Annotated in this window: 10 protein-coding genes; 4 read left to right on the top strand and 6 right to left on the bottom strand. The window is 74.6% G+C overall.

Annotated features, from left to right (window positions below; translation table 11 throughout):
• Positions 1-45: 45 nt before the first annotated feature.
• A complete protein-coding gene (rpsT, locus tag ACH9D3_RS01645; protein ID WP_396398146.1) occupies positions 46-306 on the top strand; it encodes a 30S ribosomal protein S20 in 261 nt (86 codons plus the stop codon).
• 99 nt (positions 307-405) lie between these two features.
• On the opposite strand, the gene holA is transcribed toward rpsT, so the two are convergent.
• From holA to leuS, 4 genes are all read right to left on the bottom strand, one after another.
• A complete protein-coding gene (gene holA / locus ACH9D3_RS01640; RefSeq protein ID WP_396409614.1) occupies positions 406-1,407 on the bottom strand; it encodes a DNA polymerase III subunit delta in 1,002 nt (333 codons plus the stop codon).
• 79 nt (positions 1,408-1,486) lie between these two features.
• On the bottom strand, positions 1,487-3,268 hold the full coding sequence (locus tag ACH9D3_RS01635) for a ComEC/Rec2 family competence protein (protein WP_449555774.1): 1,782 nt from the start codon (positions 3,266-3,268) through the stop codon (positions 1,487-1,489).
• A gap of 836 nt (positions 3,269-4,104) precedes the next feature.
• Positions 4,105-5,079, bottom strand: a complete 975-nt coding sequence (locus ACH9D3_RS01630; RefSeq protein ID WP_396409612.1) for a helix-hairpin-helix domain-containing protein — start codon at positions 5,077-5,079, stop codon at positions 4,105-4,107.
• A gap of 221 nt (positions 5,080-5,300) precedes the next feature.
• Positions 5,301-7,793 (bottom strand): leucine--tRNA ligase, encoded by a 2,493-nt coding sequence (gene leuS / locus ACH9D3_RS01625; RefSeq protein ID WP_396409611.1) that lies wholly within the window; start codon positions 7,791-7,793, stop codon positions 5,301-5,303.
• Positions 7,794-8,020: 227 nt separating this feature from the next.
• Between leuS and ACH9D3_RS01620 the strand changes: the two genes are divergently transcribed.
• Both ACH9D3_RS01620 and ACH9D3_RS01615 read left to right on the top strand, forming a co-directional pair.
• On the top strand, positions 8,021-9,178 hold the full coding sequence (locus tag ACH9D3_RS01620; RefSeq protein WP_396398141.1) for an alpha/beta fold hydrolase: 1,158 nt from the start codon (positions 8,021-8,023) through the stop codon (positions 9,176-9,178).
• A complete protein-coding gene (locus ACH9D3_RS01615; protein ID WP_396409610.1) occupies positions 9,175-10,293 on the top strand; it encodes a glycosyltransferase in 1,119 nt (372 codons plus the stop codon). Before ACH9D3_RS01620 ends, ACH9D3_RS01615 begins: the two co-directional genes overlap by 4 nt.
• Before the next feature lie 335 nt (positions 10,294-10,628).
• Here ACH9D3_RS01615 and ACH9D3_RS01610 read toward each other — a convergent pair whose 3' ends face one another.
• Entirely contained in the window at positions 10,629-12,281 is a 1,653-nt protein-coding gene (locus tag ACH9D3_RS01610) for an amidohydrolase family protein (RefSeq protein WP_396409609.1), read from the bottom strand.
• Positions 12,282-12,829: 548 nt separating this feature from the next.
• On the opposite strand from ACH9D3_RS01610, the gene mdlC reads away from it, so the two are divergent.
• A complete protein-coding gene (gene mdlC, locus ACH9D3_RS01605; RefSeq protein WP_396409608.1) occupies positions 12,830-14,425 on the top strand; it encodes a benzoylformate decarboxylase in 1,596 nt (531 codons plus the stop codon).
• Positions 14,426-14,698: 273 nt separating this feature from the next.
• On the opposite strand, the gene ACH9D3_RS01600 is transcribed toward mdlC, so the two are convergent.
• Entirely contained in the window at positions 14,699-16,594 is a 1,896-nt protein-coding gene (locus tag ACH9D3_RS01600) for an FAD-dependent monooxygenase (RefSeq protein WP_396409607.1), read from the bottom strand.
• Between the last annotated feature and the right edge of the window lie 7 nt (positions 16,595-16,601).

Raw genomic sequence — 16,601 nt, 5'->3', positions numbered from 1 at the left:
TGCCCTCACTGACCGAATTCCGCACCCACCGCCAAGGAGTTATACGTGGCCAACATCAAGTCACAGAAGAAGCGCAACCTCACCAACGAGAAGGCGCGCCTGCGCAACAACGCGTACAAGTCCGAGCTGAAGACGCTGGTCCGCCGCGTCGACGACGCCGTCAGCTCCTCCGACAAGGAGACCGCCCAGGACGCCCTGCGCGTCGTCTCGCGCAAGCTCGACAAGGCCGTCAGCAAGGGCGTGCTGCACAAGAACAACGCGGCCAACAAGAAGTCCGGTCTGGCCAAGCTGGTCGCCAAGATCTGATCCCGGTCCCCCGCGGACCACGCCCGCCGCACCGGCGGAGCGCACGGAGGCCCCGTCCCGACCAGGGACGGGGCCTCCGTCGTGCCCGGGTGCCGCGGCTCAGCGCCGGCCCGAGAGGGCGATCGTCGTGATGGCCCGCTCGACCGCGTAGGCCGGGTCCCGCCCCTCCCCCTTGACCTGGGCGTCGGCCTCGGCCAGGGCCCGCAGGGCCTGCACGAGGTCCTCCTCGGAGAAGCGGCGGGACTCGTCCTGCGCGCGCTCGACCTGCCACGGGGCCGCCCCGATGCGCTGGGCCAGCTGACCCGCCCCGCCGCGGGTCCCGTGCACCTGGGCGATCGTGCGCAGCTTGGCGGCCAGCGCCCCGACCATCGGGACGGGGTCCACGCCGGTGTCCAGGGCCTGGCGCCACAGCTTGAGCGCGTTCTCGGCCCGGCCGGCCAGCGCGGCGTCCGCCACCTTGAAGGCGGTCGCCTCGACGCGGCCGCCGTAGTACTTCTCGACGTCGTCGAAGCTGATGCTCTCGGGGCCGTCGGAGAGCAGCTGGGAGCAGGCGGCGGCCAGCTCGGCCGTGCTGCTGCCCACGGCCGCCGCGAGCGCGCGGGCGGCGTCGGGGTCGATGCGGCGCCGGTGGGTGCGGAACTCGGTGACGATGAAGTCGGTCTTGTCCCGGTCGTTCTTGAGGGGCTTGCAGTCGACGACGGCGGCGCCGGCGGCCCGGAGGGCGTCGAGGAGCTTCTTGCCGCGGTTGCCGCCGCTGTGCTCCCAGAGCACGACGACGTCCGGGTCGGGGGCCTGGACGTAGGCGAGGCCGTCGGCGAGGCAGTCGTCGTTCATGGCGGCGAGGTTGCGGACGTGGATGAGCTTGGCGTCGTCGAACAGGGAGGGGCTGGCGAGCGCCGCGAGCTGTCCGGGGGCGTAGGCGGCGGCGTCGACGGTGGAGAGCTCGACGGGTCCGCGCCGGTCCTGGAGGACGCTGCGGACGTGGTCGCGGGCGCGGGCGGCGAGGTAGTCCTCGGGTCCGGTGAGCAGCACGAGCGGGGTGGGCTCGACGTCGCGCCAGGTGGGTCCGGCGGCGGGTGCGGGGCGCCGTGCTGGGGTCATGGCCGGGTCCTCCTATGGTGGCGGGGGCCGGGCGGGCCGCCGCGTGCTGGGGTGGTCTCCAGCTTCTCACGTCCGGGCGTCAGGGGTCGGCCGGTACGGCGCGCAGCCGCTGCCCCTCCCGCAGCAGGTAGGCCCCGCCGTGCTCGTCGGTGCGCACGAGGGGAACGCCCCGGCTCTGCAGGTGGGCGAGGATGCGGGGGTGCGGGTGGCCGTAGCCGTTGTCCCGGCCGACGGAGGCGACGGCCAGGCGGGGGCTCGCGGCGTCGATGACGGCGGTGCCCCCGTTGCGGGCGCCGTGGTGGGAGAGCTTGAGGACGTCGACGTCCACGAGCGGGCCGGCGGTGCGCAGGAGGGCGCTCGCCCCCTCCTCCTCGAGGTCTCCGGTGAGCAGCCAGGAGGTGGTGCTGCCGTCGGCGCCGGTCAGCTCGGCGCGCAGCACGAGGGAGGCGTTGTTCTCGTCGGAGGAGGTGGGGTCGGACCGGCGGCCCAAGTGGGTCGGCTCGGGGGCGAGGACGGTCAGGTGCAGTCCGCCCAGGGTCCGGGTCTCTCCCGGGGCCGGGCGGCGGGCGGGCGTGCCGGGCAGGGCCGCGGCGAGCTCGTCCGGCGGTGCGGCCGTGGCCGTGGCGTACCAGACCTCGTCGGTCCCCCCGTGCCGGGCGAGGGCGGGCAGGCCGCCGGTGTGGTCGGCGTGGGCGTGGCTGAGGACGACGAGGTCCAGGTGGTCGACGCCGCTGCGCCGCAGACACCGTTCCAGGGAGCGCGGATCGGGGCCGGTGTCCACCAGGACCGCCCGCCCGGGGGCGGTGCGCAGGAGCACGGCGTCGCCCTGCCCGACGTCGCAGAGCACGGCCTCCCACGCCGGCGGCGGGCGGTGGGCGTCCAGCACGGCTCGCACGGCGAGCAGCGCGAGGGCCAGCAGCACCGCCCCGGCGACCGCGGAGCGCCGTGCCCGGCGCCGGCGGGCCTGCTCCCGCCAGTGCTCCTCGGGCACGGGGGCCGGGGCCGGGCCCTCCCGCAGGCTGCCGGTGGGCGGTGCGGGGCGGCGGCGGCGCACGTCGAGGGCGTGCACGAGGGCCACCGCCGCGGTGCTCAGCACGGTCATCAGCAGCACGCCGGCGGGTCCCGGCGGCCACGGGGCCAGTGCCCCCGGGGCCGCAGCCAGGGACCGGGCGGTCCCGGCGACCAGGCGCGCGCCCACCGCGCCGACGCCCAGCGGCAGCTGTGCCGCCGCGGCCCCGTCCGGCAGGGACAGCAGCAGCAGTCCCGCGAGGCCGCACACGGTCACCACCGGCACGAGCGGGGCGGCCAGGACGTTGGCCGGCAGCGAGTACACGGGCACGGCCGGCTGGAGGAGCACCAGCACCGGGGCGCACCAGAGCTGCGCGGTCGCCGGGATGGCGACCGCCACGGCGAGCACCTCCGGGACCCGCGCGCCGAGCAGCCGCGTCAGGGGGCGCCCGGTGACCACGATGCCGGCGGTCGCCAGCACCGACAGGACGAACCCGTACTCGGCGGCGAGCGCCGGCCGCACGACCACGAGGGCCACGACGGCGCCGGCGAGGGTCGCCAGGGACACGGCGGTGCGCCCGGTGAGGAGGCTCAGTGCGGCGAGCCCTCCCATCACGGCGGCGCGCAGCACGGAGGGGTCGGGGCCGACCAGGAGCACGAACGCCGTCAGCGCGCCGAGGCCGGCGACGAGGCAGGTGCGCCGTCCCGCGCCGAGGGACAGGGCGGCGTGCCCGGCCAGGGCCGTGACGAGGGCGCAGTTGGCGCCCGAGACGGCGGTCAGGTGGGTCAGGCCGGTGTCCCGCATGGCCTGCTCGAGCTCGGCGCCGAGTCCCGAGCGCTCGCCGAAGGTCATGCCGGGCAGCAGTCCCGCGGCGTCGGGGCCGAGTCCGGCGGTGGCGAGGACGAAGCGCTCCCGGACGCGCTCCCGCCGGTCGGGCTCCCGGGCCGCGAGGTGCACGGGCGGGGCCGCGGCGCGCAGAGCGGGGGCCCCGGGCGGGGACGGGGCGGCGGCGAGCACCGCGGTGATCCGCTGTCCCGGGTCGAGGGCGGCCCACGCGGGGCCGTCCGCGAAGACCGTGGCCGTGACGTCCACGGCCGTGCTGCGTCCCCGGTGGGTGACCCGCTCGAGCGCGAGCTCGAGCACCACTCCGGTGCGATCCTCCCCCGCGGGCGCGGACCCGGGGGCGGGGGCCGCCCACCGCCGGGGCGGCTGGACCACCTCGGCCGTGACGGACAGGGTGCCTCCCTCGGCGAGGGCCTGCCCGAGGGGGCCGTGGGCGGTGTCGCGCTGGGCGGCGGTGCTGCTCAGCAGCACCNCCGCCGCGACGGCGAGGGCGCTCAGGGCCACGGCCGACCACGGGACCGCCCGCCACACCCGGGGCCGCTCCGGCGTGCCCGGACGGTCCGGCGACCCGGAGCCGGACGCGGCGGGCCGGTGGGCGCGGACCCCGGCGCGGACCACCGCGCGGACGCCGGCGGGAACCAGAGCGGCGCCGAGGACGAGCGCGAGGAGGTAGAGCCCGGCGGCGGCGGCGGCCGTCCCCGGGGCGTGCGTGGTGGCGAGCAGGCCCGTGAGCCAGGCACCCAGGGCGGCGGGGACGAGACGCAGGTCCCACGTGCGGCCCGGGGCGCGGGCGTCGCGGTGCTCCTGGTGCTCCAGGGCGCGGGCCCACCAGGCGGCGGGGCTCCTCACACGGTCACCAGCGGGGTGAGGGCCTCCATCAGGGCGGGGCCGATCCCCGGCACGGCGTCGAGGTCGGCGACGGCGGCGAACCCGCCATGCTCCCCACGGAACGCCACGATCCGTCCGGCCAGCACCGGGCCGACCCGCGGGAGGGTCTCCAGGTCCGCCGCCGTGGCCGTGTTGAGGTCCAGAAGCCCGGCCGGCGCCGCGCCCTGCACGCCGGCCGCAGCCGGAGCCCCGCCCTGCTCGCCGGTCGCGGCCGGTGCCCCGGGGGCGGGAGGGAGGCCCGGGGCGGGGGCCGCGTCCGCGTCCGGGACGAGCACCTGCTGCCCGTCCGTCACGGGGGCCGCCAGGTTCACGGTCTCGGTCACGGCACCGTCCGTGAGCCCTCCCGCGGCCTCGACGGCGTCGACGACCCGGGCACCGGCCTCGAGGGGCACGACCCCGGGGCGGGCCACCTCCCCGGTCACGTGCACGTACAGCGTCGGTCCTGGCGACGGCCGGGCGGACGTCCCCGGCGGCGGAGCCCCGGCACCGCTCGGGGCGCCGTTCGGGGCGCCGGCTGCGGTGCCGGGGTCCAGGTCCGCCTCGGCGATGGCCGGCAGCGCGGCGGCGTCCGGATCCGGCCCGGCCGCGCCGGGACCCAGGACCGTCCAGGCGAGCCCGGCCAGCGCCAGCAGGGCGATCAGCAGCAACGAGGGCGGGACCCGGGTCCTTGTGGCGACCTCCCAGCGGTGGGCGGGGACCGTCCCGGACGGTGCGCCGCCGCTCCGGTGGCCGGCGGGCGGGTCCGTGCCCGGAGCGGCGGGGGCGGTGCCGGCCTCGGCCAGGAGCGCGGCCAGCCGCTCGGCCGGCGCCGTGCAGCCCGTGGTCCCGGACGCGCTCCCGGTCCCGGGTGCGGCGGGGGTCGTGGGCCCCGTGGCGGGCTCGGGCGGGGTGGGGGTCGCGCGACGTCGGGCGCGCGGCACGGTGCCGGTCATGGCCCCAGCCAACCCGGGAGGGCGCCCGGGCGTCCTGCCCGGGGTGCCGGTGGGGACGCCCGGTCCCCGAGGAGTGGCCTGTGCAGCCCGGACGCCGGCTCAGCCCCGGCCGGCGCCGGGAGCGGGGCCGACGAGGACCGGGACCGGACCCGGAGCGGCCGCCCGGGCCCGAGGAACCGCCGGTGCGTTCCCGGTGCGCTCCCCGCCCCGGGGAACCGGGCTCAGGCCACGATGTTGACGAGCTTGGGCGCGCGCACGATCACCTTGCGGATCTCCGCGTCGCCCAGCTGGCGGCGGATCGTCTCCGAGCCCAGGGCCAGCTCGCGCAGGGCGTCCTCGCCGATGTCGGCGGGCACCTCGAGCCGGTCCCGGACCTTGCCCTTGATCTGCACCACGGCGGTGACGGTGTCGTCCACCAGCAGCTCCGGGTCGACCGCGGGCCAGCCGGCGACCACCACGGAGCCCTCGTGGCCCAGGCCGTGCCACATGTCCTCGGCCGTGTACGGGGCGACCAGCGACAGGAGGACCGCGACGGCCTCGACGGCCTCGCGCACGGCGGGGTCGGCCGGACCGCAGCCGGCGTCGATGGCCTTGCGGACCACGTTGACGAGCTCCATGGTCTTGGCGATCACCACGTTGAACTTCGCGGCGTCGAGCAGCTGGGCGGCGTCGTGGACGGCCCGGTGGGTCGCCCGGCGCACGGACCGGTCCCCGTCGGCCGGGTCGGTGCCGGGCTCGGAGGCCACGTCCTGGGCCAGGCGCCAGGCGCGGGCCAGGAACCTCTGGGAGCCCTGCGGGGACACGTCGGCCCAGTCCACGTCGTCCTCGGGCGGGGAGGCGAAGACCATGGTCAGGCGCACGGCGTCCACGCCGAACCGGTCGAGCTGCTCGCCCAGGTCCACGCCGTTGCCCAGGGACTTGGACATCGCCCGGCCCCCGTTGAGCACCTGCCCCTGGTTCAGCAGCGCCTTGAACGGCTCGGTGAAGTCCACCAGGCCCAGGTCGAAGAGCACCTTGGTGAAGAACCGGGAGTAGAGCAGGTGCAGGATCGCGTGCTCCACCCCGCCCACGTACTGGTCCACGGGCAGCCACTTGCGGGTCTCCTCGAGGTCGAACGCGGCGTTCTCGTCGTTCGGGGAGGCGAAGCGCAGGTAGTACCAGGAGGAGTCCACGAAGGTGTCCATGGTGTCGGTGTCCCGCAGCGCGGGGCCCCCGCAGGCGGGGCAGGCGACGTTGACCCAGTCCTCGGCCGCCGCGAGCGGCGACCGGCCCTTGGGCGCGAGCTGCTCGCCGCGCAGGTCCTCGGGCAGCCGCACGGGCAGCTGCTCCTCGGGCACCGGCACCTCGCCGCAGTCCGGGCAGTGCACGATCGGGATGGGGGCGCCCCAGAAGCGCTGGCGGGACAGCAGCCAGTCCCGCAGCCGGAAGTTGACCTGGCGGTTGCCCGTCCCGGCGGCCTCGACCAGGCCGATGGCGCGCTCGACCGCCTCGGCCTTCGCCAGCCCGGACAGCTCGCCCGAGTTGATCAGGGTGCCCTCGCCCGTGGTGGCGGTCCCGGTGACGGCCGGGTCCTCCTCGCCGGTGTCCAGCACCGCGCGCACGGGCAGGTCGAAGGTGCGGGCGAAGTCGAGGTCGCGCTGGTCGTGGGCGGGCACGGCCATGATCGCACCGGTGCCGTAGTCGGCCAGCACGTAGTCCGCGGCCCACACGGGCAGCCTCTCGCCGTTGAGGGGGTTGACGGCGTGGCGGCCCAGGAAGACGCCGGTCTTCTGCCGGTCCGTGGCCTGGCGCTCGATGTCGGACAGCGCCTTGACCTGCTCGCGGTAGGCGGCCAGCTCCCCGGCGTGCTCGGGGGCGACGACCTCCCCGGCCAGGTCCGCGTCCGCGGCGACCACGAAGAACGTGGCGCCGTAGAGGGTGTCCGGCCGGGTCGTGAACACAGTCACCTCCCGGTCCGTCCCGTCCTCGCCGGCGCCCTCGATCGCGAAGCGCACGTGGGCGCCCTCGGAGCGCCCGATCCAGTTGCGCTGCATGGCCAGCACGCGCTCGGGCCAGTGCCCCTCCAGCGCGGACATGTCCTCGAGCAACCGGTCGGCGTAGTCGGTGATCTTGAAGTACCACTGGTTCAGGGCCTTCTTCGTCACCGGGGTGTGGCAGCGCTCGCAGGCCCCGTCGACCACCTGCTCGTTGGCGAGCACGGTCTGGTCCCTGGGGCACCAGTTGACCGGGGAGTTCTTCCGGTAGGCCAGGCCCTTGCGGTGGAACTGCAGGAACAGCCACTGCGTCCACCGGTAGTACTCGGGGTCGGAGGTGTGGATCTCCCGGGACCAGTCCGCACTGATGGCGTAGCGCTGGAAGGACGCCTTCTGCGTCTCGATGTTGGCGTAGGTCCACTCCGCCGGGTGCGCGTCGCGCTTGATCGCCGCGTTCTCCGCGGGCAGCCCGAAGGAGTCCCACCCGATCGGGTGCAGCACGTCGTAGCCGCGCTGGCGCCAGTACCGGGCCACCACGTCGCCCATCGCGAAGGCCTCGGCGTGCCCCATGTGCAGGTCGCCCGAGGGGTACGGGAACATGTCCAGGACGTAGCGGCGCTCCCGCGAGCCGTCGTCGACGGGCGCGTAGACCTGCTGCTCCGCCCAGAACGACGGCCACGCCGCCTCGATGGCGCGGAAGTCGTACCCGGTGCTCTCGGTCGTGTGCTGCTGTTCGGTCACGGTCCTCGCCTTCGCGGTCGTGGACCGCCGCCGGCCCACGGAACGGGCGGCGCGCGGTCCCGGGGGCGGCACGCGGGCATCACGGATGCCCGGCGGTGCGCCGACGGTGCTGGAATCCGTCCCATCCTAGCCCAGCACGGCCCACCGCCCGCCCGTGCGCGGCGGCCGCTAGCATCGACAGCGGGCCGGGACGCACCGGGCGCCCGACGGGCCCGCGGGGAGGAACCATGACGGCAGCGGACGGCGGCACGCCCACGGGCGCGGGGCACGACGCCGACGTGCCGGGGAGCACGGTGCGCAACCCCTGGGCCGAGCGGCGCAGCGTGGTGCTGGACGGGCACAAGGTGCGCTACTGGTTCTACGACGCCGACCGGGCCCCCAAACCGCTGCTCGTGCTCGTGCACGGGTTCCGCGGCGACCACCACGGCCTGCAGCTGATCGCGGACCGGCTCCGCACGCGCTACCACGTCGTCGTCCCCGACCTGCCCGGCTTCGGCCGGTCCGAGCCGTTCCCGGACCGGCCCCACGACATCGCCGGCTACGCGGACTTCCTGCGCGCTCTCGTCGAGGCCCTCACGGACGGGGCGGTGCACGACGACGCCCCGCACGGCGTCGCCGTGCTGGGCCACTCCTTCGGCTCCGTGGTCGCCGCGCACTTCGCCGCGGCCCACCCGGCGATGGTCGAGCGGCTCGTGCTCGTCAACCCGATCTGCGAGCCCGCCCTCGAGGGCGAGCAGGCGCTGCTGAGCCGCCTCACCGTCGCCTACTACCGGCTGGGGCGGGCCCTGCCCCGGCGGCTGGGCCACCGGCTGCTCTCCAGCGGGTTCGTCACGGACACGATGAGCCGGGTGCTGACCCGGTCGCAGGACCCGCGGGTCCGCGGCTACGTGCGCCACCAGCACCGGGCGTACTTCTCCGCCTTCGCGGACCGGGACGTGCTGCTGGAGGCGTACCGGGCGTCGGTCTCGCACACGGTCGCGGAGGTCGCGATGCAGCTGTCCATGCCGACGCTGCTGGTCGTCGGCGCCGAGGACGAGCTGGGCTCGGTGCCCGCGCAGCGGCGGATGGCCTCCTGGATCCCCCGCCACCGCCTCGAGGTCATCGACGGCGTCGGCCACCTCGTGCACTACGAGGCGCCCGGGCGCACCGCCGAACTGGTCCACGACTTCCTCTCGTCCCCCGCCCCCGAGCCGACGCACGAGCCGGGCCCCGGGTCCGCGCCCGGGACGGCCGGGGAGCCGCCGACGCTGCACGCGCGGCTGCCCGCCGCCGATCTCGCGGCCCCCGACACCGCCCAGTTCACCGGCCTGCAGCGCATCGTGCGGCGAGGACCACGAGGACGGCACGAGCGGCAGGACCGGCGAGAACGCAGGGGACGCCGGTGAGACTGCTCATGGACGCCCGCTACACCCGCACGGGCCGCCACGACGGGATCAGCCGCTACGGCGCGAGCCTGGTCGAGGCCGTGGCCGGGCTCGCCGGCGCCTCCTCCGACCTGGAGCTGGCGATGCTCGTCAGCGACCCCCGCCAGCTCGAGGTGCTCCCGGACGTCCCCCACGTCCTCGGCCCCTCCCCCGTGTCCGCGGCCGAGGCCGCCACGGCGCTGGTGCTCAACCGCTGCGCCCCCGACGTCGTGTTCTCCCCGATGCAGACCATGGGCTCCGCGGGCCGCCGGCACGGACTGCTCCTCACCCTGCACGACCTCATCTACTACGACCACCCGCAGCCGCCCGCGGACCTGCCGGCCGCCGTGCGCGCGGGCTGGCGGCTGTACCACCGGGCCTGGTGGCCCCAGCGGGTCCTGCTGGACCGCGCCGACGCCGTGGTGACCGTCTCGCACACCACCCGCGACCTGATCGCCGCCCACCGGCTCACCCGCCGCCCGGTGCACGTGGTGCCCAACGCCCCCCAGCCCGGCACCGTGCTCACCCCGGACCAGGCGCTGGACCGGCTGCCGCGCCGCGGCCGGAAGCTCCTCTACATGGGCTCCTTCCTGCCCTACAAGAACGTGGAGACCCTGCTGCGCGCGGCGGGGCGGCTCCCGGACCACGAGCTGCACCTGCTCTCCCGCATCGATCCCGCCCGCCGGGCGCAGCTCCAGGCCCTCGTCCCGGACGGGGCGCACGTCGTGTTCCACGACGGCGTGGACGAGGCCGAGTACGCCGACCTGCTCGCCGAGGCCGCCGCCCTACTGCACGCCTCGCACGCCGAGGGCTACGGGCTGCCGCTGGTGGAGGCGCTCGCGGCGGGCACCCCCGTGGTGTGCAGCGACCTGCCGATCTTCCGGGAGGTCGCCGGGGACGGCGCGGCCTACGCCGGGGCCGACGACGACGCCGGGTTCGCCGCGGCCGTGCGCGCGCTCGGGGACCCGGCCGGGGCCCGGGCCCAGGTGCTGGCCGGTCTCGGCCGCGCACGGGCCTACTCGTGGGAGGACTCCGCGCGGGAGCTGCTGGCGGTCGCCCACGGCGTGCACGAGAGCCGCACCCGCCGCCCCGCCTGAGCACGTCCCTCCCACCGGGCCGGCGAGCGCGCCACGGAGTACCGGGAGCCGATCGTCCTGCGCCGGCGGGGGCAACCGGTGCACCGGTGCGTCCACGGAACCAGCCTGCCCGCAGGATTCCAGGCCGTCGACGGGTCGAACCACCGCCGCCGGCGCGGAGAGACCGGACTCCTGCCTCGGGCAGGGCACGAGGACGCCCGCTGTCGGCGCCGCACCGCTCCGGCGACCGCCGGAGCGGCTCTACCGAGCTGCTGCTGGCCCCGGCACGGGGCCGTGCGCAGGTGCTGGTCTCCTCGGTGTGTTCGCACGTGGAACAGGGGTGGAGCGACCGGGGCTCACGCGTGGGTGTGGACGCGTCGGCCGGCGAACCAGGTCTCGACGGCGTGCGTGTCGACGATGCGGTCCGCCGGCACGGCGAAGGGGTCCTGGTTGAGCACGGCGAAGTCGGCGGACTTGCCGGCACGGAGGGAGCCGGTCACGTCGTCCAGGCCCATGGCCCTCGCGCCGTTGATGGTGAAGATCTCGAGCGCCTCCTCGAGCGTGACCGCCTGCTCGATCCACAGGGTGCCGGGCGCACGGCCGAGCGGATCCGCCCGGGTCACGAGGCCCTGGATGCCCTCCCACGGGTTCGGGGACACGCTCACGGGCCAGTCCGAACCTCCTGCCACCAGCACGCCGAGGTCGAGGAGATCACGGTTCGGCTGCAGCCGGCTCGCCTCAGCGGCGGGCCGGACGTTGGCGATGGCGTCGGGGATGACGCCGGGGAACCAGAGGTACGGCGAGATGTCAGCGGCCACGTCCAGGGAGGCGAACCGCGGCCGGTCGTCGGGATGCACGAACTGGCCGTGCGCGATGTGGTACTTCGGCTCACGATGCCCCGCAGCGCGGACCGCCTCGATGGCATCCAGTGCCACTCGCACCGACGCGTCTCCGGTGCAGTGGATCTTCGCGCCGAGCCCGCGCGCCGCCGTGCGGAGCAGCCAGTCCTCGAGTTCCGCGGGCTCCATCGTCGTCACTCCGCAGTGCTCGTGACCGTGTTCGGGCGTCTCGAGATAGGGGGTGAGGAAGGCTCCGGTGTAGGTCGGCGGCACACCGTCGAGGGCCACCTTGACGAAGTCCGGCCGGTGATGTGTCGTGCGGAACTCCTCGCCACGGGCGACGAGCTCGTCGCCGAAGGGAGTGTTGGCGAAGAGGAACCCCGAGGACAGCATGCAGGAGGAGACCCAGGCCTGGAGGTCGCCCGCCTCGTCGAGGTCGCGCAGCGCCCCCATGATCTCCACCGTGGCCGCGGCATCCTGGAAGGCGGTGACTCCGTAGGAGTGCAGGATCTCGAGCGCCCGCCGGCTCGCAGCGCGATATCGCTCCGGGGTGCGCTGCAGTCCGGCGTCCACCGCTTCCGTCAGGGCGATGGTCGCGGACTCGAGCAGCAGACCCGTCGGCTCCCCCGTCTCGGGGTCGCGGACGATGTGCCCCTGGTCCGGGTCGGGGGTGTCCGCGGTGATCCCCGCCAGTTCCAGGGCGCGGGTGCTGGCGAAGCGGTTGTGGTGGCTGTCGTCCGTGAGGGCGACGGGCCGTCCGCCCGCCGCCTCGTCGAGCCGCTCCCGGGCCGAGCTCTTCGAGAAGTCCTCGATCAGCAGGCTTCCGAACGCCTCGCCGATGACCCATGCGTCCGGTGCCAGCCCGGCGGAGTAGCCGCGCACCGCCTCGATGACCTCGTCGAAGGTGGTGGTCGGTGCGAAGGCCAGCTGGTACAGGTCCGCCTCACCCGCCATGAGGTGGTGGTTGTGCACGTCGACGAGACCGGGGATCACGGTTGCGCCGGCGAGATCGATAATCCTGGTGCCGGCTCCGGCCGTGGCGCGCACGTCGTCGTCGGATCCGACGACCAGGATGCGGCCGTCGGCGACAGCGAAGGCCGTCGCACTCGGCCGCTCCGGGTCCATGGTGTGGACGACAGCATTGGTGACGATGACGTCGGCTCGGCTCACGGGTCCTCCTGGATCGCCCCCGGGATCCGGACGTCCCGGGCGTGTCTTCAACTATCGGCGTCGCCGGGCGCATCGACTTGACCGCCAGCGCATGCGATTTGGCCCCTGGTGCAGAGTTTGCTCTCTCGACGTGGTGTCGAGACCCGCCCTGTCGTGGCCACCCCCCGGGAGCGGTGCACGGTGGGTGCAGGACGACGAGGACGCCGTCGTGGACGGTCGATGCCCGTCGGTGGGAACCGACTGCCCCGCGGCTTCCGCCCCGGGGCACCTCCTTGCGTGCTGGGTGGGCGGCCGGTCTCCGGGAACTTCTCCGGGCATGGGGCGAGGCCCTCGGAGCGGACACGGGATACCTTGTGCAGGAGGACGGCCCGCTCCCCCAGCAGGTGGAGCAGAGACGTCGTGCGGGACTCGCCCTCCGACAGGCCCGGGGCCCGCAGCTCCGCCACCCGGGTCCTCGGCCGGACCGACCCGGAGGGCCTCCAGCCGTCCTCGAGGCCATCTGGCGGAACGAAGCGGCCACGCTGCACCACCCAAGTGATCGGAGTCGAATGATGGAAGACGACAGGACAGTGCTGAAGGCCTCCGCGGATCTGTTCCGTGCGCACGGGATGACCACGATCTTCGGCAACCCGGGATCCAACGAGCTGCCCTTCCTGGCCGGACTGGACGAGGACTTCGACTTCGTGCTCGGACTGCACGAGCAGGTGGTGGTGGGCATGGCCGAGGGCTATTCCCGCGCGACCGGCAGGCCGGTCCTCGTGAACCTGCACGCCGCGTCCGGAACCGGCAACGCCATGGGCGCGCTGACCAACGCCCGGTACGCGCACGTGCCGCTGGTGCTCCTGGCCGGCCAGCAGGTCCGGCGCACGGTCGGGCAGCAGGCCATGCTCGCCAACATGGAGGCGGGAATGCTGACCTACCCGCTGACCAAGTACGCGCACGAACCACTGTCCGCCGCGGACGTGCCCCGCACCCTGTCCCAGGCCGTGCTCGAGGCCACCACCCATCCACGAGGTCCTGTCTACGTGTCGGTCCCACTGGACGACTGGAGCGAACCGGCCCTTCCCGATGACGCCCTGCTCGTCGAACGCTCGGTGACCACAGCGGGTGCGCCGCCCGAGCGGATCGCCCGTGAGCTGCTCGCCGCCGTCGACGACGCACGGAGCCCGGCGCTGGTGCTGGGGCCCCAGGTCGACGCAGCCGCCGTCGGGGATCCCGCGGTCTTCGAGGCCGTGGTCCGGCTGGCCGAGCACGCCGATGCGACGGTGTACGTGGCGCCGTCACCGTCGCGTGCGCCGTTTCCCACCACCCACCCCAACTTCGGCGGCGTCATGGTCCCGGGCATCGAGTCGGTGCGCCGTCAACTGTCCGGACACGACACGGTGCTCGTGCTCGGCGCACCGGTGTTCCGCTACCACCGGTGGGAGCCGGGAGACTACCTCGAGCCCGGCACGCAGGTCTGGCAGGTGACGCAGGACCCGTCCGAGGCCACCCGCGCACCCTTCGGCCGGGCAGTCGTGGCCGATGTTGCCGGCGTCGTCACCGTGCTGGCGGAGAGGGTGCGGGACCGTGGTGCCCGGCGTCCGGAGCGCCGGCTGCCCGCGGCGAGGACCTCCCCGGACGGGATGACGGGAACAGAGATCCTCGAGGTCCTGAACCAGCACGTCCACGACCGGGTCGTCTACGTCAACGAGACCACCACCCTCGACCTGGAGTATCTCGAGCGGATTGCGATCGACCGGCCGGGCGGGTACCACTTCCCCGCCTCCGGCGGCCTCGGCTTCGGTCTGCCGGCCGCCGTCGGGATCTCCCTCGCCGAGCCGGAGGCGACCGTCGTGGCCACCGTCGGCGACGGGTCCGCGAACTACGGCATCACCGCGCTGTACACGGCGGCGCAGCGGGGCACCCGCACGGTGTTCGTGATCGTCAACAACTCCGGGTACGGCGCGCTGGCCGGGTTCGCCCAGCGCATGGGCGTGCCCGACGTGCCGGGCCTGGTCCTGGGCGAGATCGACTTCGTGTCCCTCGCCCGGGGATACGGGGTGCCCGCCACCCGCACGACCTCTCGGGAGGAGTTCGACGGCGCCTACCGGCGCGCGCTGCAGGCGGACGGCCCGGCCCTCATCGACGCCCGGGTGGTGTAAGGCCCCGGGCACGACCCGTGGTCCACCTGGTCGTCAGCGGACCCGGGTCGTGCCGTCCCGGACGGAAGGCGGTCCCCTCGGCGGATCACGGGGCGGGCCGCCCACGGCGCCGGGCGCGCGCGTGCTGCACGCCCGTCCGCCCCGCCCGAGGGGAGCCGACGAGGGGGCGGCCGCCCCCGGCCCCGGTCGGCCCGGCCGGGGTGCCGGGACCGGCGCACGATCACCTCGGAGGTGTCGACGGCGGGAGGCGTGGGCGCAGGTCGCCGTGACCGGTCAGGGGGTGAAGATCCGCGACAGGAAGTCCGACAGCTCGGCGGTCGCGGTCAGCGGCAGCACGTGGGCGACGTACTGGTCCGGGCGGACCACCACGACCACGCCGTCCCGGCTCAGGCCGCGGGCCTCGTAGATGTCGCTCTCCGGGTCGACACCCCACACCTTGTTCAGGTTGGAGATCCGGAACCTGCCCACCTTCGGGCGGAACACGGACGGGGCCCGCATCAGGTCCACCTCCTCGTGCGGCTGCTGGTAGACCACGTTGAGGTCGAACAGGGCGTCGAGGTCCTGGCCGTCCGGGGTGAACCGGTGCACCGGTGACTCCGGGGAGTCCATCCACTCGGCCCAGGCCCGCAGCGCCGAGTCCTCGGCCGTGGAGACGGCGGCGTCGGCGAAGGCGTAGATCCGCCACCGTCCGTCGGCGGTGTGCTGGTGGCCGAGGAACTTCGGGTTGGTGTCCGAGACGCGCTTGACCGGATGGGCCTTGAACCGCTTGCCGAGAGGGAAGCCCGTGGCGAGGTCCTGGTGCGTCGCCCCGCCCACGAGCAGCCCGGCCGGGTACTCCGTCATGAAACCCGCCGGGAACTCGGCGGTCTTCTGGTAGAAGTCCTCCAGCGCGGACGCACTCTCCAGCTCCTCCGGCTTGGCGGCCATCATGGAGGACCACTCCCGGTCGAAGTCGATGAGGTTCTGGGCCACCGGCTGGCGCTCGGCCGAGTAGGTGGACAGCAGCGACTCCGGGCTCAGCCCGGCCAGCACGTGGCCCAGCTTCCAGCCCAGGTTGAACGCGTCCTGGATGGAGACGTTCATGCCCTGGCCTGCCTTGGCCGAGTGGGTGTGGCAGGCGTCGCCGGCGATGAACACCCGCGGGCTGCGCTGCCCCGCCTCCTCCGTGGGGACGTCGTCGAAACGGTCCGTCACCCGGTGGCCGACCTCGTAGACGCTCCACCACGCCACGTCCTTGACGTCCACGGTGTAGGGCGTGACGATCTGGTTGGCCTGGGCGACGATCGACTCGATCGGGGTCCTGCGGACCGCGCCGGAGTCCTCCGCGGTGACCTCGCCCAGGTCCACGTACATGCGGAACAGGAAGCCGCCCTCGCGCGGGATGTGCAGGATCGATCCGTGCTTGGACTGGATGGCGCACTTGGTGCGGATGTCCGGGAAATCGGTCTCGGCCAGGACGTCCATGACGCCCCACGCGTGGTAGGACACGGCTCCGACGTGCTGGGCCCCGATGTCCCGGCGGACCTTCGAGTGCGCGCCGTCGCCGCCCACGACGTACTTGGTGCGCACGACGCGCTCCTCGCCCGGGCTCGTGCCGCCCTCCGGCTGGTCGCCGGTGCGCTTCAGGGTGACGGCGACCGGGTACTCCCCCTCGCCGACCTCGAGCTTGACGAACTCCCAGCCGAAGTACGGTGCGGTCCGGGACGGGGCGTTCTTCGCGAAGCGGGCGAAGTAGTCCAGCACGCGCGCCTGGTTGACGATCAGGTGCGGGAACTCGCTGACCCCCGTGGGGTCGTCCACGGCCCGTGCGGTCCGGACGATGTGCTCCGGATCGGCCGGGTCCGGCTTCCAGAAGTTCATCTCGCTCAGGTGGAACGCCTCGGCGATGATCTCCTGGGCGAAGCCGAAGGCCTGGAACGTCTCGACGCTGCGGGCCTGGATGCCGTCGGCCTGGCCGATCTCCAGACGGTCGGGGCGGCGGTCGACGAGGCAGGTCATGACGTCCGGGAAGCTGGCCAGCTGGGCGGTGGCCGTCATGCCGGCGGGGCCTGCACCGACCACGAGCACGTCCATGGTCTCGGGCAGCTCGGGGGATCGGTCGATGCCCACCCCGGCGGCGGGCTGGACGCGGGGGTCCGTGGACACGTACCCGTGGTGGTGGAACAGCATGGGGTCT

Origin of the sequence: Kocuria kalidii (genome assembly GCF_044462225.1) — a bacterium.
GTDB classification, from domain to species: domain Bacteria; phylum Actinomycetota; class Actinomycetes; order Actinomycetales; family Micrococcaceae; genus Kocuria; species Kocuria kalidii.
The sequence above is the reverse complement of the archived record's forward strand: the minus strand, read 5'-3'. Positions and strand labels throughout refer to the sequence as shown.